The following is a 22,656-nucleotide window of genomic DNA, read 5'->3' on the forward strand; positions in this document are numbered from 1 at the left end:
ATGAGACATCTCTTTTTCTTATCAACTATTAATTTAATACTGTAACGTTAACTGTTTTACGACCCCATTGCTCTGCATCAGCTTGTGCAGGAACAAATACGTCGATTTTATTACCTTTAATCGCTCCGCCAGTATCAGCAGCGATTGCTTCTCCATATCCTTCAACATATACTTTTGAACCTAATGGGATTACGCTAGGATCTACAGCAATTACTTTTTGGTTTGGATTTGCTTTTAAATCTACTCCCGTAGCAGTTACACCACTACATCCTTCACAGCTAGCTGTATAAGCAGTTGCTTCAACTGTTAACTGCTTACCGCTCTGTTGTGATTGTTCAGCAGGTTGTTCCTCTTTAGCTGGCTCAGGTTGTGGCGCTGGTGCAGCCGCTTCCTGAACTGGCTCTTGTTTTTGCTCAGCTTCTGGTGCCGGTTGTTCGGCAGGCTCTTGAGCTGGTTCTTCCTTTGGTGCCGGCGCAGCTTCTTGCACAGGTTCAGCTTTTGGTGCTGGAGCTGGTTGTGCTACAGCTTGTGAACCTCCATTTGTTTCAATGGCAAAGACCTGTCCTGGAATGATAAGGTCACTTCCTAATCCGTTCCAAGCTTTAATTTGCTCTACTGTTACGCCATATTCTTGGCTAATTGACCATAATGTATCGCCGCGCTCAACTTTATGTGTAATCTCTTTTATAATTGATACATTTAAATTTTGTTCTGGATGAATAATCGTTGATGTTAAGTTATTTGCATCTTTTAATTCGTCAACGCTCACATCATGGTTTTGAGCGATGCTCCACAACGTATCACCTTTTTGTACTTGATACGTTTCGTTTGCACTTGCAGATGCTCCACCTGCAAGCCCCGCTGAAAGGATTGCTGTTGTTCCTAGAGTAAATATAAATTTCTTCATTTACGAATACCTCCTTATTTACTCAATGACTGAATGATATCACCTAGAGATTGCACAGCCATTACAGGAACATTCAACTTCCATTACAAAAATAACGCTTTTTTAACATGAAACTGTAATTTTTCTGATAATTTGTCCATATGCTTCAATAATTTCCATTTATTTGATGTTTTTTACAAACAAATCTTCCTATTCCTTTTTATCCATAAAAAAAGCATCCTAATTGTTAGATAATTCTATCAATTAGGATGCTTTTCATCAATTGCATCCAACTGGTTATTTATTTTTTATTAAAGCCTTGTTTCTCTACGTACTCTTTCATATACATACGCGTCGGGTTCGATAGCATATGAGCCATTTGACCAGTCCACGTATCGTTTCTGTTTCCATTTGTACGCTCATTATAATAAGAAGAAATCTGTTCATTATAAGCTTGCAATTCTTCAATAAACTTATTGTGATCTTGCTCGTATACTTCTTCATGATACACATTAGCTTGAGGTAAACGAGGCTTTTTATCTGTATCGGTAGCCGGATACCCAATCGTTAAACCAAATAGTGGCAGTACGCGACTAGGGAGCTTTAATAATTCTTGAACATCTTGAAGCTGATTTCGAAGTCCACCGATATAACAGATTCCAAGCCCCATCGACTCTGCAGCAATTGATGCATTTTGAGCTGCTAAAGCTGCGTCGATTAAAGCAACCATGAATTTTTCAGTACTTTCAAGGGACTCAGATAAATCTTTGCCCTCCATTTCAGCAATAACATCGTGCCTATGCAAGTCTGCACAAAAAAGAAGCAAGTGACCATTTTGGGCAACATAAGGTTGATTACCCGCTAGTTCAGCCAAGCGATTCTTAGTTTCTTGATTTTTAATTCCAATTATTGAATATGCTTGTATATAGCTTGAGGTAGAAGCTGCTTGGGCACTTTCTACAATTTTATGAACCTGCTCATCTGTTAAAGGTTTATCTTGATATTTCCTCACTGAGCGATGACTTAAAATTGTTTCAATAACTTCGTTCATTTTTTAGAACCCCTTTTTCATTTTAATTCATTCACTTCTTAGTATAACGAATCTCTCCTTTTTTCAACATTTTTCTGCTTTATAACCGACTCTTTGTTGTTTCGTATTCATATAAATGAAACCGGTTCGCCAGCACATCTGAAACGGAATACTCAATGCTTTCAATGTACTCATCCATTCTTCGTAGTAGCCGGTTGCGCTGCACATCATTTTCAAGTACTTTCACCAACTGCTCTTCAAGCAGATAGGCTTTATCCAGAGGCATTAATAAGCCTTTTCTTTTTAACGTTTGAATATTAATTTGTTCTTGCCCTGGAAGTGAAGAGTGAATAAAAATAGGTAGGCGTTTACGTAAGGCTTCACTAATCGTAACACCGCCTGCTTTTGTCACAACTGCACTAGCTTGTTCATATAAGCTATTCATTTGCTCTCTGCACGCAATATAAGGAAGAGGTGTAATGCTTGGATGATTTAACATTACCAACTCTTGAAATAGCTTTTTGTTGTTTCCACACAGCACTACGTATCGGTAAATACTATCGTAGGGAACGGAGCGAAGCATTTGTTTTACATTGCCAAGCCCTGCATTCCCTCCAGCTATTAGAATCGTTCGTTCAGACCTTGAATCTATTCGTTTATTTTTAAAAGCAGCATGAACAGGAATTCCAGTGACATAAATATTGTGAGTAGGCACATTATGAATACTTTCTAAAAAGTTTTTTGTCTCCTTATCAGGTACGCAGTGAATATCCACGCCACTTTTTCCCCATACATCGCTTACTAAAAAATCAGTATAAATATTAACAACGGGTGTATTAATAATGCCTTTTTCTTTTAACCCACTGATGACGCGCGAAGGAAAGCTATGAGTACAAACAATAACGTCTGGTTTTTCTGCTTCAATTAAACGCTTCATGTTATATTCAATAATTGGCCAGCTTTTAACAACAAAATCATCACACGTATGATTTTCCTCTTTATAAACGTGCCCGTGATAAAATTTTTCAAACTGCCTTGGAAACATAGAGATCCATTTCATATATAGAGATGATATTAATTGCTCAAGAGGTTTGCTCCAATAACTTAAACAATCAATCTTTTTCACTGAAATTTGCTTATAATTTGCCACCAGCATTTCCATTACAGCGTCTGCCACCTGATGATGTCCAGATGCCATCTTAAACAAGGGCAAAAATAAAATCTTTTTCATCAATGATCACTCCCTTTAAAGCGGGTGTTTCGCTTTTTTCGCAGCTGTAGCATAACGTAAACAACAAAAAATAAAATGGCTCCTCCAACAATAATTGAAATATGAACCTGATCTCCAACAAAATAACCTAACAATAAAAAAGATAGCACCCATACAATTCCGCCTATTAGCGAAAAACAAACATATAATAAAAAAGGATAATGACTAATTCCTGCAAGGTACGGGCTAATTTGACGAAGACCAGGAACAAACAAGCCAAATAAAATTGTCCACTTCCCATGTCTATGAAACTTCTCACGAGCAGCTTTTAATTTAGGTTCAGTTAATCCCACATACTTTCCATACTTACTAAAAAAGGGAACGCCTGCATACCTGCCGAGTAAATAAGCAACCAGCATTCCAATAATAACACCTAAGCAAGCATAGATTGTTGATGAATATAAAAGCAGCTGTCCTTTTGCAATAAACATTCCAAGAATAATTAAAAATGACTCTTCAGGCGCTGGAATTCCAACAATCCCGCAAAATAAAATTAAAAATATTGTAATATAACCGAATGCATTAATATAATGCGACACCATTGTTAATTCCACGTGCTTGTTCCTTCCTTTTTTAATTCAGAGAGTGTTTTACTATTCATCTGGCGCTGCTTAGCATACGGAATGAATTCTCTTAAAGCGCCTATTGTCTGCTCTGGTGCTCTTTCATCTGCTCCTTTTGTTTCTCCATTATCATGCAACACATAGATTGCGCCACGCTTTAACTTACTCTTCATTTCAGCTTCTAATGCTTTTTTTGTTTTCTTAAGCGACCAATCTCCAAATATATTAGACCAAATAATTGTATGGTAAGGTTTTGCACACCAAACACTAAATAAATTTAAATGTCCCCAAGGAGGGCGATAAAATATAGGTTCTACGCCCGTTGCTTCTATAATAGCCTCCTTACACATTTGAATTTCTTTCTTTAATTGGCCTGGTGTTAAGAACCACGCGCTAACATGCTTATGATGATGAATACCAACTTCATGCCCTTCTGCTACCATTCTTTTTAACAAATCCGGCCGTTCATTTGCGATTGTCCCAACTACAAAAAAAGTTGCTTTCATCTCATGCTCTTTTAATAAATTCAGAATTTGCGCAGTATATTCTCTATGCGGTCCATCATCAAATGTTAAAGCAAATGATTGAGTTTGTTTTAAGTGCGTACATACGCGAGGGTGAAACCAGCGATACAAATAAGTCGGTAGTACTGCGTACAACAGCCAGAAGCAGCTAACTACTAACAAAACAAACAAAAGCCATTTTATTACAATCATTCCAAATTACCTCATCTTTAATATTCTTTCATTATAACGTTTTTCTAAGCCTTTTGTTTCATTTTTTAAACATTTTAATCCTAACAAGCCTGATGGCACCGCGCAACTATAAAAAGAGAATGGAACATAAAATAATTCCCTCGATAAGAAGAACCATGACGTTTCTTCAATGGTTAGGTTGAAAAACGCATTCGTTTCATTGCTTTATAAACACTCGCTCCCTACCGAGAGAAATCTAATCCTCTATTTCTTGGGAAAATTGAGTGTCCTACGCTCCATTCTTCTCTTTTTTTAAACCAATTAAAAAATATCCGAACGCTTACAAGCTAACTCGCAAGCGTTCGGATAGATCATTAGCTGAAATGCTTATGTCTCAGCCTCTTGTCATTTATTTGTTTCCATAAATACGTTCGTACCATGTTTTGGCTGCTTCTACTTCTGTTCGCGTAAGCTGATGACCAAAAGATTCCCAGTGAACGTCAACGGTAGCTTCTGCACCCTGAAGCAGTGTTGTTAATTCTTTCGTCTCATCCGCTGGGCAAATTGGGTCGTTTATTCCTGCACCAATAAAAATTGGAATACCTTGTGCATTAGGTACTTCAATATCTCTTCTTGGTACCATCGGATGAAAAAGTATTGCGCCTTTTAATGATTGTTCATAGTGAAACAGTAGGCTTCCTGCAATGTTAGCGCCATTTGAATAACCGATTGCTACTATATTTTCCCGATTAAAGGCATACTTTTCAGCTGCTTCTCCTAAGAAATCATTTAGTTCTTTTGTTCGAATTGCTAAATCTTCTAAATCAAAAATACCCTCTCTTAAACGCTTAAAAAATCTCGGCATCCCCTGTTCTAACACGTTACCTCTAACCGATAGCACAGATGCTGTTGGATCAATCATTTCTGCAATCGGCAACAAATCCTCTTCTGTTCCACCCGTTCCGTGAAGCATTAGCAAAACTGGCTTTTCACTATTTGTTCCTTGCTTAAAAATATGTTTCATCTTTTTCTCACTCCTCTGCATATTAATATCTCGAATTAAAGATATTTATTATTATACGAACTCTTCATATAATTGTAAAGTTACGGCTTCTTGAATGGTTTTAAATAAATTGAACATACTAACAAGCATTTAAACCAGGAAATCCTTGTCCATGTCAACTAAACGACAAACACTGAGTAGTCCATACATTGCATGACCAATTATTCAACACAAGATTTCTCCTTATCAATTAGTTTTACTGTTGCTCAACATTACGCATTTTTTTGTAATAATCTCCCTTTATCTTGTTAATATTTTCTATATTGTACCGATAGTAGTAAATGACCTAGTGTTGAAAGATTACTTTTAGCACTTAAAATAACGCACGAAGAAGGATTCCCCAGCGTGTCGTATATTGCTTTATTTGACAAACCAAGATTTATGGGTACACTAAATGCAAGATGTATCCGTCTTGTTTAAGCTTTTTGTAAATGAGAAAATTTCAACTTCTTTTGTTGCAGAAGGTTGTACTACAACAAGACTACGTTGCTAGGTATAATTCATTTCTTCAAAAGTGCGCGTAATGTTCATATCAGGTGCAAACCAACCTTAATACTTTAAAAGCATAGCTAGTTAAACTATCTAGTGAAACAAGCAAACACCGTTGTCAATAAGCTACATAAAGGACATGCACTGATTGAAGGTTATTAAAAAAAGCCTTTATCTTCACGCTTGCACTCTATGTGCTAACTTATCAAAAGGATAGAAATTAATCTATGTTATTGAACACGGAATTATTAATTAGTGGAGTGAGAAACCATGAGAAAATTTATTCTCGCTGTTTTAACCGTTGTCCTAGTAATCCTTCTAGGTGTTACTTATGTGTTAAAGCAATTTGAACAAACAGCTAGCTTATCATACAGCAAGCTGCAAGCTGTGCAGAGCACTGTCATTTACGATAAAAACAATCGACCGCTTGATGAATTATATAAGACGGTCCCGAGACAAAATGTATCCATCGATGAAGTGCCTGACCATGTCAAAATGGCATTTGTGGCAACAGAGGATCGCCGCTTTTACAATCATTTTGGAATCGACATGCAGGGAATTGCTCGTGCTATGTTTAAAAACGTCATTACAATGAGCAAGGCTGAGGGTGCAAGTACCATTACCCAACAGCTTGCACGAAACTTATACCTCTCTAACGATAAAACGTTTAAGCGCAAGTTTGACGAAATGTTTTTATCAGTTGGACTGGAAAAGCAGTTTTCAAAAGATCAAATTCTAGAACTATATATGAATCAAATCTATTTTGGTAGCGGCGTATACGGTATTGGGGCCGCATCTCAGCTGTACTTTAACAAAGATGTCTCCCAATTAAGCGTTGGCGAAGCGGCTCTGCTAGCTGGACTTCCAAAAGCACCAAGCACATACTCACCTGCTAGTAGTACAGAAGAAGCAACCAAGCGCCGAAATGTAGTTCTTCAGCTCATGTTAGACCAAGAAGTCATTACGCAAGATGAGTATAATCAAGCTATCAACGAACGAGTTGTCAAACCAGACGTAACGTTTAAGCAACGAAATAGTCATCAAGCTTTTGTAGACTATGTTGTCCGTGAAGCTGAGAAAACATATGGTGTTACCGCTGAAGATTTATACAAAGGTGGATATGAAATCTATACTGATTTTGACCCACTTCTTCAGGAATCCATTAATCGCTCTGTAACTAATCACGTGTTTGCAGACGATACGGCATCACACAAAGTAGAAGTTGGAATCGCGGCTATCAATCCAAAAACAGGCGGTGTATCAGCCATTTACGGCGGCCGAAATTATCAAACAAACGGACTAAACCGAGCTACAACCGGTTATCAGCCTGGATCAGCTATTAAACCACTTGCAGTATATGGCCCTGCTCTTGAAACTGGTGACTACAGTCCAACAACTACTCTTGTGGATGAGCCGGTAGATTTTAGCGGCTATAAGCCTCAAAACGCAAACGGTCGCTATCTGGGAGAAATACCAATGCGAGAAGCCATTGCTCGCTCAGTCAACACAACAGCTGTATCGCTTTTAAACGAAATTGGCTTTAGAGATTCATTTAACTTTATGGAAAAGGCAGGCCTTCCATTAACTGATGAAGACCGCAACCTATCGCTAGCTTTAGGAGGAACTACAACAACATTCTCTCCTCTTCAATTAGCACAAGGCTACTCCGTCTTTGCGAACGAGGGTAAAGCTACAAAGCCTTATGCGATTAAGAAAATTCAAATGCGCGGTGGCGAAGAGCAAGAGCCGGAAATTGAAACAGAAGAAGTAATGAGTCCACAAAATGCTGATACAATGACGTCTATGCTAGAAGACGTTATTGAAAAAAGCTATGGTACAGGAGCTAACGCTCGTTCTTCTAAAGATGCAGCTGGTAAAACTGGCACAACCCAAGATTATGGAGATGCTTGGTTTGTTGGCTATACAGACGATGCCGTCATCTCTATTCATACAGGGTTTGAAAAACAGGAAACTGATGAAAAAAGAAAGAAACTGACCAGTGGTGGTGGCGAAGACCCTGCTACATTATTTAAATCCATTATGAATAGTTGGTAAATCAAAAGCGGAAAGCATCTATTGCTTTCCGCTTTTTTTATAGAACTGTCTTATGCTTCTTAAGAGAAAAAAACGAAACGTTAATAACTCGACAAATTGTGACGTAGTGTAAAAGCGTCAATACAACGATACCAGCATTCATACCGATAATAATTCCTGTCATACCAATGGTTGGCTGTGAACCGAGTACGAACATAAGTGAAAAGGAAACAACGTGAGACCAAATCGTATGAAACAGCGCATCTTTTACGTAGCCTAATCCAATTAAGTAAGCTTGAAGCGGGATTGCAAAGAAATGAAAGAGAAAATATGGCCACAGTGCCTGTAAATAAAAAACGGCTTCTGTAGAATGAAAGAATAAGCTTGTTAGCGGCTCTGCAAAAATATACATAGCCAAAATAGATGGAATACCGTAAATAAATGTAAGCTGCATACTTTGAAGAAGAAGCTTTTGTAATTGTTTTTCTTGATCTTTTGCATGGGCTTCAGACACGGCAGGAATAAGAGCTACTAAAAGAGAATGAGCAAAAAATGCTGGAAAAAATCCAATGCTCATTGCAACTCCTGTAAGCATTCCAAAGTGCTGCGTTGCACCGCTAAGCGTCATGCCTGACAGAATAAGAGCATGCTTAATGAGAAATGGCTGGATAGCATTACAAACCGCATTAAACAACCGTAAACCAGTTGTCGGCAAAGAGACGCTCAACAGCTTCTTTCGTACATCTTGAGGTGTTAATAGCGCTCTATGCCCTCTTGTGATAACGTTCAATTGAGTCACATATGTGATAAAAAAGTAAAGTAAGATAACAGCTTCTGTTCCAATTAGGGTACAGATAGCGATGAAAAGAGAGGTCTTTACATCCGTGAACTGAAACATCTGAAAGATAACAAATAGAATTGTTAATTGAAAAGCTTTTCGGATAAAGTTTGAGACCGCAATGGTTGACATATTATTTTTCCCCGTAAAATATCCCCTCAGTACGGCTGAAAACGATACAATTGGAATGAAGATTAATACAACCCACTTTAAGTAAGGATGATAATGAGTAAAGAAAGGAAAAAGCGAAACAACGCCAAACGTCACGAAAAAAAGAACAAGACTTAATACCGTTGCAAATGTGATGGCATGCTTCATCATATTGCGATGCTCTTGTCTATTGTGCTCTGCAATAAATTTTGAAATAGAAATAGGTAGCTCTAAGTTGGCTACGGTGGCAACAAGAAAAATAATGGGCAGAACCGTCATATACATCCCCATTCCTTCTTTGCCAAGCTCTCGTGCTAATACCATATTTACTAAAAATTCAATCAGCTCGCCTGCAAAGGCAGCTCCTGCTAAGATAAATGTTCCTTTTAGAAAAGTGTTCATCTACTAATCTCCTCAATTCTTGTCCTACATACATGTATGACAACAATCTAATTATCAATTTCTCTACTCAATCTCCCTATACTTTGTCCTACTTTCATGTTATGTTCACCTTATGAAAAATAGAGCAATTTTATACCTGTTTAACACAGAGCATTCCATTTTCGTAAATTAATCATTGCAAGAAAAGAACAAAGTAGGTTAAAATTTTTCCAGATTCATATTTTTAGCGACCACCTTCTCTTAGGTGAAAGGAGAAAGAGCTATGACAACGATGACAACAATAAACTTACCATCAAAGCAAGAACGCCATAAATTATTCGGTTCAGTAGAACCCGGCCCAAAAACAAAGCCTACTAAAAAAGAAGAAATGGCTGATCTACAAAATAAAAAGAAAGATTTTTTATTTGATATTCAAGCGGTTGGTGTTTCCAACGTTAAAATACCTGTAACCATATTTGCACCAAGTGGAGCTACGCCTACAATTGCTACTTTCACTCTCACTTCTTCTATTCCAAAGGATTCAAAAGGAACAAACATGAGTCGCTTTACGGAACTTTTAGAAGAGTATCGCAAGCGCGGTGAGTTGAACTTAACGTTCGCTGCACTAACTTCATTTGTAGAGGAGCTCTCTGAGCGCCTACGTATTCCCGATGCTAAAGTAGAGATTGCATTCCCTTGGTTTTATGACCAAGCAGCACCTTCTTCAGGATTATCAGGTCTTAATCATTCTGAAGCTCGCCTAAAAGTTGCTTACACAAAAGAAGCTGGTGTAACGTTTGAAGCTGGATTAACAGCTGTTGTAAAAACGCTATGTCCTTGTTCAAAAGAAATCAGTGAATATAGCGCTCATAACCAGCGTGGTTACGTATCCGTAGATGTTCGTTTAGCTGCTTCAATCAATGATGATATTGACTGGAAGCATGCTTTACTAGAAGCCATTGAATCAAATGCAAGTGCTAAAATTCATCCGATTCTTAAACGTCCAGATGAAAAAATGGTTACTGAACAAGCGTATGAAAATCCACGATTTGTGGAAGATATGGTCCGCTTAGTAGCTGCTGATTTATACGAGTATTCATTCGTAGAAGCCTTCACTGTGTCCTGTCGTAATGAAGAGTCCATTCACTTACACGATGCTGTTGCAACCATTACTTTTGATAAACATTCAGAGTAATTAATGAGAACGGGACATAAGTATTTTAGCCAATGATCTATCCGAACTGTTGAAAGTTAACTCTTTTCGATAGTTCGGATATTTTTATTAATCGAAAAGGGCATAAGACACGTGACCCCTGTAGGCAATAGAAGAATGCACATATCTCCCGCACAGTGGAGAGAAACTTTGATTTTAACCTAACAATTTTAAAACCTTCATGTCTCAGCCCCTTCATTTATGTAGAATAAAAAGAATGGTGACAAAAGTTCACTTATGCCTCACATATTTCCGATATACTAGAAAAAGAACTTAAAAATGAGAAAGGGCATGATGAAAATGCAAAAGCCAACTATATTAATTGTTGATGATGAACAACAAATGCGACATTTAATCCAGCTATCCCTTCAACGCGAAGGCTATATGTGCCTAGAGGCTTCAAACGGAGAAGAAGCGCTAGATGAATTAGCTCATATGCTTCCTTCCCTTATTCTTATTGATGTAATGATGCCAATTATGGACGGATTTACGTTAGCTGAAAGGATACGCAGCGTCCATCCATCGATTCCCATTATCTTTTTGACTGCGCGTGGTGATGAATTAGATCGCATACACGGATTAAAAATTGGAGGGGACGACTACATTGTTAAGCCGTTTAGTAACGGTGAATTAATAGCACGTATTGAAGCTGTTCTTCGTCGCACAACTGCACTTCCACGTTCAGTTGAAGTTTATCAGCATTTTGGACATGTAAAAATTAACAAGCTTGGTCGAACCGTATATGTAAACGATGAAGCTATATCGTTGACCTTAAAAGAATATGAACTACTCATCTATTTATGTAATCACCTTGGACGAGTTTTCACGCGCGAACAGCTTTTACATCAAATTTGGGGGATTGATTACATCGGAAGTGAACGGACAGTTGATACTCATATCAAAACGTTGCGTTTAAAGTTAAAAGCAGGAGGCGACCTAATTCAAACGGTTTGGGGTATTGGGTATAAAGCGGAGGCATGAAGAAGTTGTCCTTCGCTTTAACAACTAAGCTACGCCTTTTAATCAGCAGCTTGCTTTGCTTTGCAATTGTATTTTCATTTTTATTTATCCAATTTCTTTACGAATCACTCTATGTAGACAAAACAGAAAGCTCGCTTGTAGCAGAAGGTCAACAAATTGCTGCTCATTATCATACCGGTGAGATTTCCGATTTTTTAATTGGAAATGTAAATTGGCATAATACGGTTTCTGAGGCAGAAATCTTAATTTTTAATAATCCAGAAGAATTAAGCGGTTACTCTCCGTTCTCTAAAGAAGATAAACCGATCATTTCAAAAGCTGAACGAGAAAAACTCTTAAAAGGTGAATACATTGTTAAAAAAGGTTACGAAGAAAAATTTGAGCGCAACCTTATTGGTGCCATTGTCCCCCTAATTGATCAAAAAACAAACGAACTAGCAGGAATTGTTTATCTATATGTTCCTTTAGCTTCATTAAATGAAGTGTTTACAAAAGCAGCCAATATTTTGGCGATTGTGGCAATCATTACGTTTATTTTTCTTTATTTAATTGGAAATCGAATGACCAAAGCAATTGTAACTCCATTACAGCGAATGAAAGCTGTCTCAAACGAGATCGCGAAAGGGAATTTTTCTATACGCATTCCTTCCAATAGCAATGACGAAGTTGGTCACTTAGCAGAAGCGTTTAACTCTATGGCATCTTCCTTAAAAAAAAGTGATGAACAAAAGCGTGAATTTCTCGCAAATGTAGCCCATGAACTACGCACACCTCTTAGCTATATAAAGGGCTATAGTGAACTTTTACAGAATTCAACTATGAGCCAAAAAGAACGAAATGAATACTTGCACGTAATAGAACGAGAAACAACAAGGATGAATGCTCTTGTTCATGACCTATTGGATTTATCTCAGCTCCAGTCCGAAACAGTGACTATGATAAAGTCTCCGCTTGTTTTGGCTCAGCTGATTAATGAAACAATCGATGTTTTGACCATTCACGCTGCTAAAAAACAGCTAACCGTCACAAGCAGATTAGACGAAGACATTATTATGAACGCAAACGAGCTTCGATTAAAACAGGTATTCTATAATTTAATCCACAATTCAATTCGGTACACAAACGAGGGAGGGCACATTGATATTTCACTTTCTCATGATGAGCACAAAGTTCAAATTAGCGTAACGGATACGGGAATCGGCATATCAAAAGCAGATTTAAGTCGCTTAGGAGAACGATTTTTCAGAGCCGATAAAGCTCGAACTCGTGAAAAAGGTGGAACAGGGCTTGGGTTAGCGATATCTAAAGAAATTATCCATTATCACGCTGGAAGCCTAGATTTTAAAAGCGAGATTGGTAATGGAACTACCGTTACGATTACGTTTCCTTACGAATCTTTTTAACAACAAAAGCCTCTTTAAAGAGGCTTTGTTTATTTTACTTCTATACGTATTTTAGGCATATTATGAGAGTCCTTGGCTGTCACATGGGATTGAACTGTATAAATGCCAGGTTCTTGAAAATCAGTTGCTACTTCATATATTCCACCTTTACGATGCTTAGCTTTTATCATGTCCCCTTGCCCTTCTGCATTTTCTTTCTCAATTTCAAATTGCACGTCATCTGCGTCTTCAACTTTTTCATTTCCATATGTAACTACAGCTTCAAAGATAACGGTTTCATTTTTACCTACTTCAGAAGGTCCATTCAGCTTTACATCTAACATTTTAGGATCTTCAGCACTCGCTTCTTGCTCTTGATTCACGCCACACCCCATCAAAAGACCACACATGCTTACTAAACATATTATTTTCTTTGCTTTCACGTTGACCTCTCCCTTCTATATTAGTCCCCTCATTATTTACTATAAACTGTAAATGTGAGAAAATCATGAAGTTTTTTCAAAATCTCATTCTTTACAAAAGATCAGCTCTCTATTATTATAAATAATAATTATTACGATTTATTCTCGAAAAAAGAAGGTGTTTGTATGTCTACTTTACTAGAAGTTCAAGGCATTTCAAAAACGTATGGAAATACAGCTGTTCTTCGCAACCTATCATTTACAGCAAGCGGAGGTGCTATTACAACAATTATATCCGCTGACTATAAAAAGTTAACTGCATTACTCGAGCTATTATCTCTTTCAAGCGATCCCGATATAGGGGACATTTTGCTAAACGATAGCTCTTTGCTTCGTATTAGGGCAAAAGAACGCAGAAAACTGAAGTTAAAAATTCAAGAGCTGAACCCGCATCAGAGAATTAATGCTCACTCTCAGGAAACATGCACAGAATTTCTTGAAAAAATTATTCAAACTATTCCTGATAGTATTCAACCTACAAATAGTAATAAACTAATTTCCAATGCTATTACCCTATGCTCAGTTTCACAATCTTTATTGCATCAACCTATGTGCTCATTATCAAAAGCAGATAAAGAGCAGCTTCTTTTGGTAAGTTGTTTACTCGTCTCACCTGCACTTTTACTAGTAAATAGCCTAGCATATGAGTACAGTGAGTCGTTTTACGAGGCCCTACATAAGCTAAGGCAAGGCCTCGACATTCCTATCTTATTTATAACACAGACGCTACCTAAACAACTTCGTACTTCTAGTACTTACTTAGAAAATCATACACTTCAAGATTCCTTACCTATGCAATAGTTGCATAGGTTTTTTCATTAACTCGTATATAGCAGTACGGAACTGTTATAAAACGTGAAGTAAATGACCTCTGAACGCTTATTAATGTTAAGAAAACACCACCTCTCATTTTTAAATGTTGACGTATTTAATTATTTGCTAGCTCTATAAACAAATTCTATATTCTATTTTTTGGCTCAGTAAAACTAAAAAGTTAACTCTTCTTTCTGTTTAATGATTGATTAAAACGGGTAAGAAAAATGTAGATGAATAAGATACTCGCTATCGTTTCATATTAACAATGGAACAATTTACTAGGAGGTTTTTTCATGGCACGTATATTAGCCGTACTATCAAGCGGATACGAAGAAAAAGAATATAAAACTGGATGGTGGGCAGAAGAACTATTTGCTCCTCTTTTAAAGCTAGAAGAAGCAGGTCACACTGTTGACTTAGCATCACCTTTAGGCGGAAAACCAACATTAGATGAACGCAGTATTTCAAAAGACTTTGATCCAAACGGTACGTACAAAGAGCTTGTAGAAACTGGACGAGCAGATCAAACAATGAAACTAGAGGAAGTTAACGCATCAAACTATGATGCAATTTTAGTTGTTGGGGGTCATGGTGCAATGTTTGACCTTGCAAAAAATGTTCACCTTCATCAATTAATGAACGATGTCTATAACAAAGGTGGCATCTTAGCAGCAGAATGTCACGGCCCTTCTGTGTTTGCTTTCTTAAAAGACAAGAATGAGAAGCTATTAATTGAAGGCCTCGACGTGACGGGCTATCCTGATGCAATTGAACCTGACGAAGTACTTCCTTTTCTACCTTATAGCTTAGAACAAGAGCTTAGCAAAATTGCTAATTATTTACCTGAAATGGATAAAAAAGCTTATGCCGTTTGGGCTAACGACCAAATCGTTACAAGCCGTGACCCGTTCTCTTCAGAACTGATGGGTGATGAACTAGTGAAAAAGCTGAATGCTTAAACTGATTAACCCCCTTTACTTTCACCATGCTGAAAGTAAAGGGGGTTTTATAATTCAATCATTTTACTTCTCACTCTCAATTATTTTTAACTTTAGCAGCATCTACAATAATAGTCTTTCCAAAGTCCGGTTGTTGAGTCGACAAGAGCTCTAATGTTCCATTACGATACACGTGAATTAGCTTATACGATTTGCTGTTATAAAAAACGTTATCTCCCACCTTCATTGTCTATCCCTCCTTTTTTCAGTAAATGGTTTTAACGTTCACTTTATCATAGCCCTAGGTTATCTCACAATAGCTTCGACAAAGATAGTGGTTTTCCACTAAAAAAAGCGCACTAGCAAGCTAGTACGCTTCTTCTACATTATCAAGATTCTGTTTGGAACTGCTGTTGAACCAAGCGGCGATAAAAGCTATGCGTGCTTAGAAGCTCTTCGTGTGTCCCCTTCCCCGTTACTTCTCCATCTTCAATTACTACGATTTGATCAGCATTTATCACCGTAGATAACCGGTGTGCAATGACAAGGGAAGTTCGCCCCTTCATGACTCGCTCAAGCGACTCTTGGACAAGCTTTTCAGATTCGGAATCAAGGCTTGCCGTCGCTTCATCAAGAAGTAAGAATTGAGGATTACGAAGCAATGCTCTTGCAATCGCAATCCGTTGACGCTGACCTCCAGATAAGTTTACTCCTCTTTCACCAAGCATTGTATCATATCCATCATCAAAATTAGCAATGAACTCATGAGCATTTGCCTGTTTCGTTGCTTCAACAATTTCAGCATCTGAAATTGTTTTCTCTAGCCCATACGTTAGGTTTTCACGAATTGTTCCTGCTAAAATCGGCGAGTCTTGTTGTACATAACTAAACAACTGGCGCCACGCTCTGAGGTTAATTGCTCGACTATCTGTATCCTCTAATAGAATTTGGCCAGAAGATGGGGCATAAAAACGCTCAAGCAGTGAAAAAACAGTTGACTTCCCAGCGCCACTTGGACCAACTAATGCCGTCACTTCGCCCTTTTGAGCTGAAAATGAAATGTTTTTCAACACCAATTTTTCCTCGTATTTAAATGCAACGTCTTTAAACGTTAACTCACCAATATATTTAACTTGTTGTCCGTCTTGAAAAGACTCTTCTTTTTCTTCTAGAATAGCAAAAATGCGCTCTGATGCACCTTTCGTTTGTTGAAAACTTGTAATAAAGCGAGTAAGTGAACCAACAGGCACCATAATTTGAAAGAGATAAAGAACAAACGCTACTAGCTCTCCTGCACTAATAAACCCTTGGCTAACGCGATATGCACCAAACCCTACAATTGCAATCATAACGCTTGTCATCACCGTACTAATAATCGGCGTTATAATTGCTTCAATTTTTGCACGGCGTATCCCAAATAAAAAAAGTGAGTGGAACGAGCGCTTCCCCTCTTCAATTTCTTTCTTTTCAGAGCTAGATACTTTAATTAAGCGTATTTCACTAAGCATTTGAGCTAAAAATGCCGTGAGCTTTGACATTTTATCCTGCTGCTCACGAGAAATTTTATGAATCTTTCGTGCAAGCGGCATAACAAGTAAAAACATTATCGGGATAACAGCTAGCAAAATGAGCGTCATCGGAACATCTAACGTAAACAAAATAATAATTGATATACTAATCGATAAAATATTTTTAACAAATTCTATCATTTCTGTCGATAGCAAGTTCATTACAATGGTTGTATCATTTGTAATTCGACTCACCATTTCGCCAGATCGATTGCGGTCATAAAACGAAACCGGCAGTTTAACAAGCTTATCCCAAATGGTCGTACGCAGCTTCTCAACTACACCTTGACCCACTTGGGCCAGAAGATATAGAGATAAGGCACTCGTGATCATTTGAATAATAAATAAGCCTACTAAAGCTGCAACCATTTGTTTAGATACACCGCTATTAATTGTATCCATCAACTCTTTAATCATAAGAGGGATAACAAGAGAAGCTCCTGTATTTACTAGTGCAAAAAGTAAAGAGATACTCAGCTTTCCTTTTGATGGATCCGTTAGCCTCCAAAGCTTTTTAAATGAAAAGTTCGTTTTAACTTCTTTGTATTTGTTCATAATTTACCTTCTATCTTTTTAATTTCTACTTTTTCCGTTTCTATTGTACACGAAATGAAAGCAAATATAGAAATATTTGCTTTTCCTTTACACTCGTCTATACCTGATACAAGAGCTTGTCATAAGATATAAAGAGTGTTCAAGAAAGGTTGATGATTATGCCCGTTTGGATTAAATCCGTATATATTGGAAAAATCACCGGTGGAATCGTTAATTTTGGTGACGTATGCTATATTTCTCCTTTCACTAACTCAAAAGAAAATAGCGGACCGCCCATAACAGGTGATGAACCAGCTGACAATAGCCAATCAGCTGAAAGATTACCGCAACGAAAAAAGACTTTCAAACAACGTTGAAAGTCTTTTTCATTAAAAAGAAATGCTTGTAATCATAGCAATGTATAAAGAAAATACAAATAGTGTTCCACTTAGCAAGCTAAACCACGCATTTATTTTTTTGTGAAAAATCACAAAGATATATGCAAGAAAAAAGATTGCTAAAAACGAGAAAATTGCGCCTACAATTGTAAACTGAAACGTAATTGGTAAAGTAATGGGCTGACCATAAATAAACGGAAGCAGAGAATTTGCTTCGGCATGTTGCAGATTCGTAGGCGGTGATTGGTTGACCATCACGCCTGTTATAAAGAAAATAATCAGCAAGGTCACCGCTTCAACTCGTAGCCACCCAGTTGGGCGAAAAGTATGTGAGTTTTTCACTTTACGAAGCAAGATACCATTGATTACTGCAAACGCAACTAATAAAATAATGCTTATTTGCTTAAGTAATAAACCTTGTCCATAGTTTGTCGACCATGAATTTACGTAGTTAGGCAGCCCTACTATAATAAGCATAGCAATTACTCCACTTAGTGAAAGTAAAATAAAACATCCAATCGCAAAAGGCGTAAACCATGTTAAAAAAGCTTTCCAATTCACAGGTTTTTTTATAAAGAATGAAACCGTTAAAATAACTCCGCTCCAAAGACCAACAAACAGTACGTGAAGGAAATGTGAAAGCATACCGTTTACCGGTGATATTGATGCGGCGTGACCAGCATAAGAAACCCCTACCACTAGACCAATAGTTAGTAATGTATAGATATGAGGATGACTTTTTACAACAATTGTAAGAATCAATAACATGGAACAAAGTACAACAATCAACCATGCATGACCTGTTTTACTTCCAAACAATACCACCTGAAGAGTATCTGAAAAACCTCTAATTTTTGAAAATGCAAGCACAATTTCTAAAGCTGGGCCTATAGAAAAAATCCCTACCGTAAGAGCACTGGCAATTAACCACTTACTAGATATGCTTAAAATAGGCTTATTTTCTTCAGAAACATACTGTAAAACTGCTGTACCGAGTAACAACGCTAAGCTAATATACGTTAGCCATTCAAATAATGGTAAAACTATTGGCATTAAATCAGCCTTTCTTTTTTCTAAACACAAAGATAAGTGCTACTGCGACGATAAGTACTGCTACAATCATGATAACGAAGAAAGATGAATTTTCGTTTGTTGATTCAGCTTTTGTTTGCTCATCCGAAGAGCTGCTTTTTTCAGCTTCTTCTGTAGCAGGCTCTTTTTGTGTTTCTTTATTCTCAGGTAGTGCTTCGTCTTCAGCCACATTCACAGTAAATGAAATTGCATCTTCCATGACATGTCCATCTTCTCCTACAATGTTCCATTTCACTTCATACTCTCCATTTGGAAGCGGCTCTTGAAATGTACCTGTTAAATCATGACCTGATACTTCCTGTGCATCAATAGTAAGTTCTTGTCCATCTTTTTTCACAGTCATTGTACTTACTTTTTCAATATGCGTCTCAAAACTAAGTTTAATTTCAGTTAGCGGAGACGTAACCGTTGCTCCATTCTCAGGTACGGTTGTTTGAACATGCGTATGTGCAAAGCTCACCGTTGGAAGAGTAAATAACATTACCAATAAACACATTATTAATTTTTTCATTAATTTTCACCTTCATTTGCGTTTTCTTATGTATTTCTTATTATCCATTACCAAGTTTACGTTTTTCTTATCCTATTCTCAATAAACAACACAATTTTGCTACAAAAAATTCACAACTATATTTCCGTCATTGTTTGTGTAGCTGTTTTTTCAACATGATAAATCCTCCAATTAAAAACGGTAACAGCACACCACACATAGCTGAATATGACAACCATGTTGTTACTATAAAATCAACAAGGTAGACAGTATTGGGAACAAACGCTAGGCAAAGTGGTATAAAAGAGAAAGCAAGCGGTAGTGTCAGCAAACGGTGATCTTCTATTCCTACTACTGACGTTAGCAAAAAGTTAAAGATAAGAAAACAAAAAGCCACCTTAAAAAACACGCTAATAAACCAGATAATTGCCATAATAACTTCAATACGCTGAAAAAACCCTCCGATACTGATTTCCTGCCCCAGTAAATAGCTTGGGAATACTTCAGACGTCATTGTTTGAACACCAAATACTAAAAGAGCAATCACAATCACAATCGATAGCATTAACACTCCACCTGTACTACCTAGTACATATGCTTTTGTAGCTGCTTTTGAATTTCTTACAAATGGAAAAATCGCAATTAAGATACTCATTTCAAATACATAAGGAAGAAGCTGCATATTGGCTTCGAAAATTGGAGCGGAACCTTTCTGTAAAAACGGCTGAAAGTTTTCTAAGTGAACATTAGGGATATTGAATGCTATTAGCAAAATAAATAAACCAAAAAACCATGGAAATAAAATTTCCGATGCTCTAGACATCGTTTCTATCCCAAGCTTGACACCAAAGGAAATAACAACGAGAAGAGCCAAAGCGATACTTTCAATAGGTGTTTCCGGCAAAATAATTGTAATGAGGAAGGAGCCAATTTCATATACCATTAACCCAATGTCAACCAGTATGTACGCGATAAAAAACAATAGAAGTAATTTTGCGCTCCATTTCCCAACCTCTTTTTCCAAATAGTCTGGTAGGGACTGATTTTTCATGCCATTAGCTAGCCGGGCATAGCCCCATACGATTAAGAGTGTTTCTATAATACTAATGATACCAACTATCCAACTGTCTTCTTTCGCTGATGTAGCAACAATAGTAGGAACATATAAAATCCCATCTCCTACAAGAAACATAATTGAAATAATAAAAAACTGCTTGGAGCTAATAATCACTGACTCTTTCTGCATGTCTACTTTTGTAATAGCACGTCACCTCATCTCTCATTTACAATTAGGTGGTTAAAAGGCTTGAAGATTGCACTCAGCCAATCTAACGGATTAGGGAGCGGAAAGTGCATGCTATGTAAAATGTTTAGAGTCATGCTAAAAAGTAAAAAGAAAGAAAATAAATAAAGTTCTTTTTTCTGCCCTTTTTTTAACAAAGAAGGAAGCTCAATCGCCACAATAATACCGCTTAAAAATAAAATGCCAATCAGTAACTTCATCTTCCTTCTCTCCTTCTTCATCCTAGTTATTAATAGCATTTCTCTAACACAAAAAAATACACAAAAAAATATTTATTAAAATAAAAAGACTAGATACTGATTTGTATCTAGTCAATAATCTAGCAACTTATTAACGTGTCCATTAGATTTTGATTTCATAAGCTGATCTTTAATAATAGTTTTAACCACCCAAAGAAAGAAAGCCAAAGCGGAATACTCAAAGACGTTCCCCATAGTAAGCCCAGTAAGAAGTTTCCATTTTTATTCATACAAGCCACTCCTTCTTGCTTTTTAGAACGCATTTTATACATGTTATATTGAAACAGATCATACTATAACGATAATAGAAAACGCTTTCAAAAGATAGTGAAATAATACCTAAAAAAATGTAGAACATACTAAAATGTTTTTCCCAAAAGACGAATCACTACATTTCTATCATCGTAAGGATTTAAAATAAGCTTGTTCCAATGCGCTAGGGGGTCTCCGACTGTCCTTCTAAGTCCTGAAGGAATCAAGTTCCTTACACTACATTCCACTATTTTTATTATTTTCTAAAGCAATAAAAAAATATCCGAACTATCAAAAAGTATATAACTCGTGATAGTCCGGATAGGTTATTTACTGAAGTACTTATGTCCCAACCTCTTTATTTACTTGTGTTCTCCATGACGCTGAAGACGATTCTCAATAAACAGTCGCTCAACAAATTGATTTAACTGCTGCTGATACATCACACGTTCATTTGCTGAACGCGAGTCTCGAATTAGCTGTTTAAAATGTTTAATTTTTTTACGTTGTTCAACCGTTACATGATGAGAAAGAAGCATGTAATCCCCCCTCGTTTTCATTAACGCTTAAATTAAGTAAAACAATATTTTTCCATTATTCCAACATATTTGTCAGATATTCTAACAAATTATTTATCAGCATTTTTTCAAAACCTTTACTTATTAATCTTTGGCACCTACTAAAGCTAAACCAGGTCCGTATGGTGTTGTATGAACGTCTAGTAAAAGTTCTTTCGTATAGGGTAAGATTGCTTCTTCAATTGCTACTAGTATACCGTTAATAACTTGCAGCTCATCGTTTTGTTGAGCTTCTTCAAAAGACAATCCAATATTGGGGATATCACAGCTGATTCCTTTAAAGTAAAGACGAATACCTTCGATTTCTTGTTCAGATAAAATTTCCTCAATTAACGCTTTTGCTTCATTTGTAATAATCATTTAATCTCTTCCTTTTACTATATTCTCTTAGATATCTTAACATAACCCTTCAAGACTTCTCTTTTAAAAAAGGTTTATTTCTAAATTATAATAATTATAAATAAGTATTGATTATAATATAATAAATGATATAATTTATATATAAGATAAATTATTAGGAGGCTAAACAAATGAATTTAGAACAACTAGTAAATCAACAGATCGCTAATTTAAACGTACTTTACACGAAACTTCATCGCTTTCATTGGTATGTAAAAGGACCTCAGTTCTTTACTCTTCATGAGAAATTTGAGGAACTATATACAGAAACTGCTGCGGATATAGATGAATATGCAGAGCGATTGCTAGCAATTGGTGGACAGCCTGTAGCTACGCTAAAAGAATTTTTAAGCTTGGCTACTCTAAGTGAAGAAGGAAACGAGCAAACTGCTCGTGAAATGGTTGAAGCTGTTAGTAAGGATTATCAACTTCTTGTTCAACAGCTTAAAATGGGAATTAAAATTGCTGAAGAAGCACATGATCATGTTACTGCTGATTTATTCATCGGAACAGTTGGTCGCCTTGAAAAGCATATTTGGATGCTTAACGCTTCTTTGCCCGCAAAAGAATTAGTATAAATAAAAGACGAGCC

The 22,656-nt window shown here is 36.8% G+C and carries 23 protein-coding genes; 7 read left to right on the forward strand and 16 right to left on the reverse strand.

What is annotated here, in order from left to right; all coding sequences use genetic code 11:
- Positions 1–28 precede the first annotated feature (28 nt).
- The 6 genes from NIZ91_12425 to NIZ91_12450 all read right to left on the reverse strand — a co-directional run bounded on the left by NIZ91_12425 (position 29) and on the right by NIZ91_12450 (position 5,468).
- On the reverse strand, positions 29–907 hold the full coding sequence (locus NIZ91_12425; GenBank protein ID USY53563.1) for a LysM peptidoglycan-binding domain-containing protein: 879 nt from the start codon (positions 905–907) through the stop codon (positions 29–31).
- A gap of 280 nt (positions 908–1,187) precedes the next feature.
- Complete coding sequence (gene nfsA, locus NIZ91_12430; protein ID USY53564.1) at positions 1,188–1,937, reverse strand: oxygen-insensitive NADPH nitroreductase; 750 nt, start codon at positions 1,935–1,937, stop codon at positions 1,188–1,190.
- Positions 1,938–2,016: 79 nt separating this feature from the next.
- Positions 2,017–3,147 carry a galactosyldiacylglycerol synthase gene (locus tag NIZ91_12435; protein USY53565.1) on the reverse strand — a complete coding sequence of 377 codons (1,131 nt, stop codon included), beginning with the start codon at positions 3,145–3,147 and terminating at the stop codon, positions 2,017–2,019.
- Complete coding sequence (locus tag NIZ91_12440; GenBank protein USY53566.1) at positions 3,147–3,740, reverse strand: DedA family protein; 594 nt, start codon at positions 3,738–3,740, stop codon at positions 3,147–3,149. Before NIZ91_12440 ends, NIZ91_12435 begins: the two co-directional genes overlap by 1 nt.
- On the reverse strand, positions 3,731–4,465 hold the full coding sequence (locus NIZ91_12445; GenBank protein USY53567.1) for a polysaccharide deacetylase family protein: 735 nt from the start codon (positions 4,463–4,465) through the stop codon (positions 3,731–3,733). Before NIZ91_12445 ends, NIZ91_12440 begins: the two co-directional genes overlap by 10 nt.
- Before the next feature lie 388 nt (positions 4,466–4,853).
- The gene (locus NIZ91_12450; protein USY53568.1) at positions 4,854–5,468 is read right to left on the reverse strand and encodes an alpha/beta hydrolase; all 615 of its coding nucleotides are present in this window, start codon (positions 5,466–5,468) and stop codon (positions 4,854–4,856) included.
- Positions 5,469–6,266: 798 nt separating this feature from the next.
- Here NIZ91_12450 and NIZ91_12455 point away from each other — a divergent pair.
- Positions 6,267–8,051: a PBP1A family penicillin-binding protein gene (locus NIZ91_12455; GenBank protein ID USY53569.1), complete on the forward strand. Its 1,785-nt coding sequence runs from the start codon at positions 6,267–6,269 to the stop codon at positions 8,049–8,051.
- 37 nt (positions 8,052–8,088) lie between these two features.
- Here NIZ91_12455 and NIZ91_12460 read toward each other — a convergent pair whose 3' ends face one another.
- On the reverse strand, positions 8,089–9,420 hold the full coding sequence (locus NIZ91_12460) for a polysaccharide biosynthesis protein (GenBank protein USY53570.1): 1,332 nt from the start codon (positions 9,418–9,420) through the stop codon (positions 8,089–8,091).
- Between the two features lie 262 nt (positions 9,421–9,682).
- On the opposite strand from NIZ91_12460, the gene folE2 reads away from it, so the two are divergent.
- The 3 genes from folE2 (at position 9,683) to NIZ91_12475 (ending at position 12,996) form a co-directional block, all read left to right on the forward strand.
- Entirely contained in the window at positions 9,683–10,594 is a 912-nt protein-coding gene (gene folE2 / locus NIZ91_12465; protein USY53571.1) for a GTP cyclohydrolase FolE2, read from the forward strand.
- Positions 10,595–10,912: 318 nt separating this feature from the next.
- Positions 10,913–11,593 (forward strand): response regulator transcription factor, encoded by a 681-nt coding sequence (locus NIZ91_12470; protein USY57161.1) that lies wholly within the window; start codon positions 10,913–10,915, stop codon positions 11,591–11,593.
- Positions 11,590–12,996 carry a HAMP domain-containing histidine kinase gene (locus NIZ91_12475; GenBank protein USY53572.1) on the forward strand — a complete coding sequence of 469 codons (1,407 nt, stop codon included), beginning with the start codon at positions 11,590–11,592 and terminating at the stop codon, positions 12,994–12,996. The genes NIZ91_12470 and NIZ91_12475 overlap by 4 nt, the downstream gene beginning before the upstream one ends.
- A 29-nt stretch (positions 12,997–13,025) precedes the next feature.
- Here NIZ91_12475 and NIZ91_12480 read toward each other — a convergent pair whose 3' ends face one another.
- Positions 13,026–13,418, reverse strand: coding sequence for a FixH family protein (locus NIZ91_12480; GenBank protein USY53573.1), 393 nt, complete (start codon positions 13,416–13,418; stop codon positions 13,026–13,028).
- Positions 13,419–13,583: 165 nt separating this feature from the next.
- On the opposite strand from NIZ91_12480, the gene NIZ91_12485 reads away from it, so the two are divergent.
- Positions 13,584–14,258: a hypothetical protein gene (locus tag NIZ91_12485; GenBank protein ID USY53574.1), complete on the forward strand. Its 675-nt coding sequence runs from the start codon at positions 13,584–13,586 to the stop codon at positions 14,256–14,258.
- 308 nt (positions 14,259–14,566) lie between these two features.
- Positions 14,567–15,232, forward strand: coding sequence for a type 1 glutamine amidotransferase domain-containing protein (locus NIZ91_12490; GenBank protein USY53575.1), 666 nt, complete (start codon positions 14,567–14,569; stop codon positions 15,230–15,232).
- 76 nt (positions 15,233–15,308) lie between these two features.
- Here the strand turns inward: NIZ91_12490 and NIZ91_12495 are convergent, their stop codons facing one another.
- From NIZ91_12495 to NIZ91_12530, 8 genes are all read right to left on the reverse strand, one after another.
- Positions 15,309–15,458, reverse strand: a complete 150-nt coding sequence (locus NIZ91_12495; protein ID USY53576.1) for a hypothetical protein — start codon at positions 15,456–15,458, stop codon at positions 15,309–15,311.
- A 142-nt stretch (positions 15,459–15,600) separates the two neighbouring features.
- A complete protein-coding gene (locus NIZ91_12500) occupies positions 15,601–17,334 on the reverse strand; it encodes an ABC transporter ATP-binding protein/permease (protein USY53577.1) in 1,734 nt (577 codons plus the stop codon).
- A gap of 368 nt (positions 17,335–17,702) precedes the next feature.
- A complete protein-coding gene (locus NIZ91_12505) occupies positions 17,703–18,764 on the reverse strand; it encodes a CopD family protein (GenBank protein USY53578.1) in 1,062 nt (353 codons plus the stop codon).
- Positions 18,765–18,768: 4 nt separating this feature from the next.
- Positions 18,769–19,314 carry a copper resistance protein CopC gene (locus tag NIZ91_12510; GenBank protein USY53579.1) on the reverse strand — a complete coding sequence of 182 codons (546 nt, stop codon included), beginning with the start codon at positions 19,312–19,314 and terminating at the stop codon, positions 18,769–18,771.
- A gap of 127 nt (positions 19,315–19,441) precedes the next feature.
- Positions 19,442–20,539 carry a spore germination protein gene (locus tag NIZ91_12515; GenBank protein USY53580.1) on the reverse strand — a complete coding sequence of 366 codons (1,098 nt, stop codon included), beginning with the start codon at positions 20,537–20,539 and terminating at the stop codon, positions 19,442–19,444.
- 26 nt (positions 20,540–20,565) lie between these two features.
- Complete coding sequence (locus NIZ91_12520) at positions 20,566–20,796, reverse strand: hypothetical protein (GenBank protein USY53581.1); 231 nt, start codon at positions 20,794–20,796, stop codon at positions 20,566–20,568.
- Positions 20,797–21,449: 653 nt separating this feature from the next.
- Complete coding sequence (locus tag NIZ91_12525) at positions 21,450–21,626, reverse strand: hypothetical protein (GenBank protein USY53582.1); 177 nt, start codon at positions 21,624–21,626, stop codon at positions 21,450–21,452.
- A gap of 123 nt (positions 21,627–21,749) precedes the next feature.
- Positions 21,750–22,025 (reverse strand): Fe-S cluster assembly protein HesB, encoded by a 276-nt coding sequence (locus NIZ91_12530; protein ID USY53583.1) that lies wholly within the window; start codon positions 22,023–22,025, stop codon positions 21,750–21,752.
- 170 nt (positions 22,026–22,195) lie between these two features.
- On the opposite strand from NIZ91_12530, the gene NIZ91_12535 reads away from it, so the two are divergent.
- Positions 22,196–22,642 carry a DNA starvation/stationary phase protection protein gene (locus NIZ91_12535; GenBank protein ID USY53584.1) on the forward strand — a complete coding sequence of 149 codons (447 nt, stop codon included), beginning with the start codon at positions 22,196–22,198 and terminating at the stop codon, positions 22,640–22,642.
- Positions 22,643–22,656: the final 14 nt, after the last annotated feature.

This window comes from Bacillus sp. 1780r2a1, from assembly GCA_024134725.1.
GTDB lineage: Bacteria > Bacillota > Bacilli > Bacillales > Bacillaceae_H > Priestia > Priestia aryabhattai_A.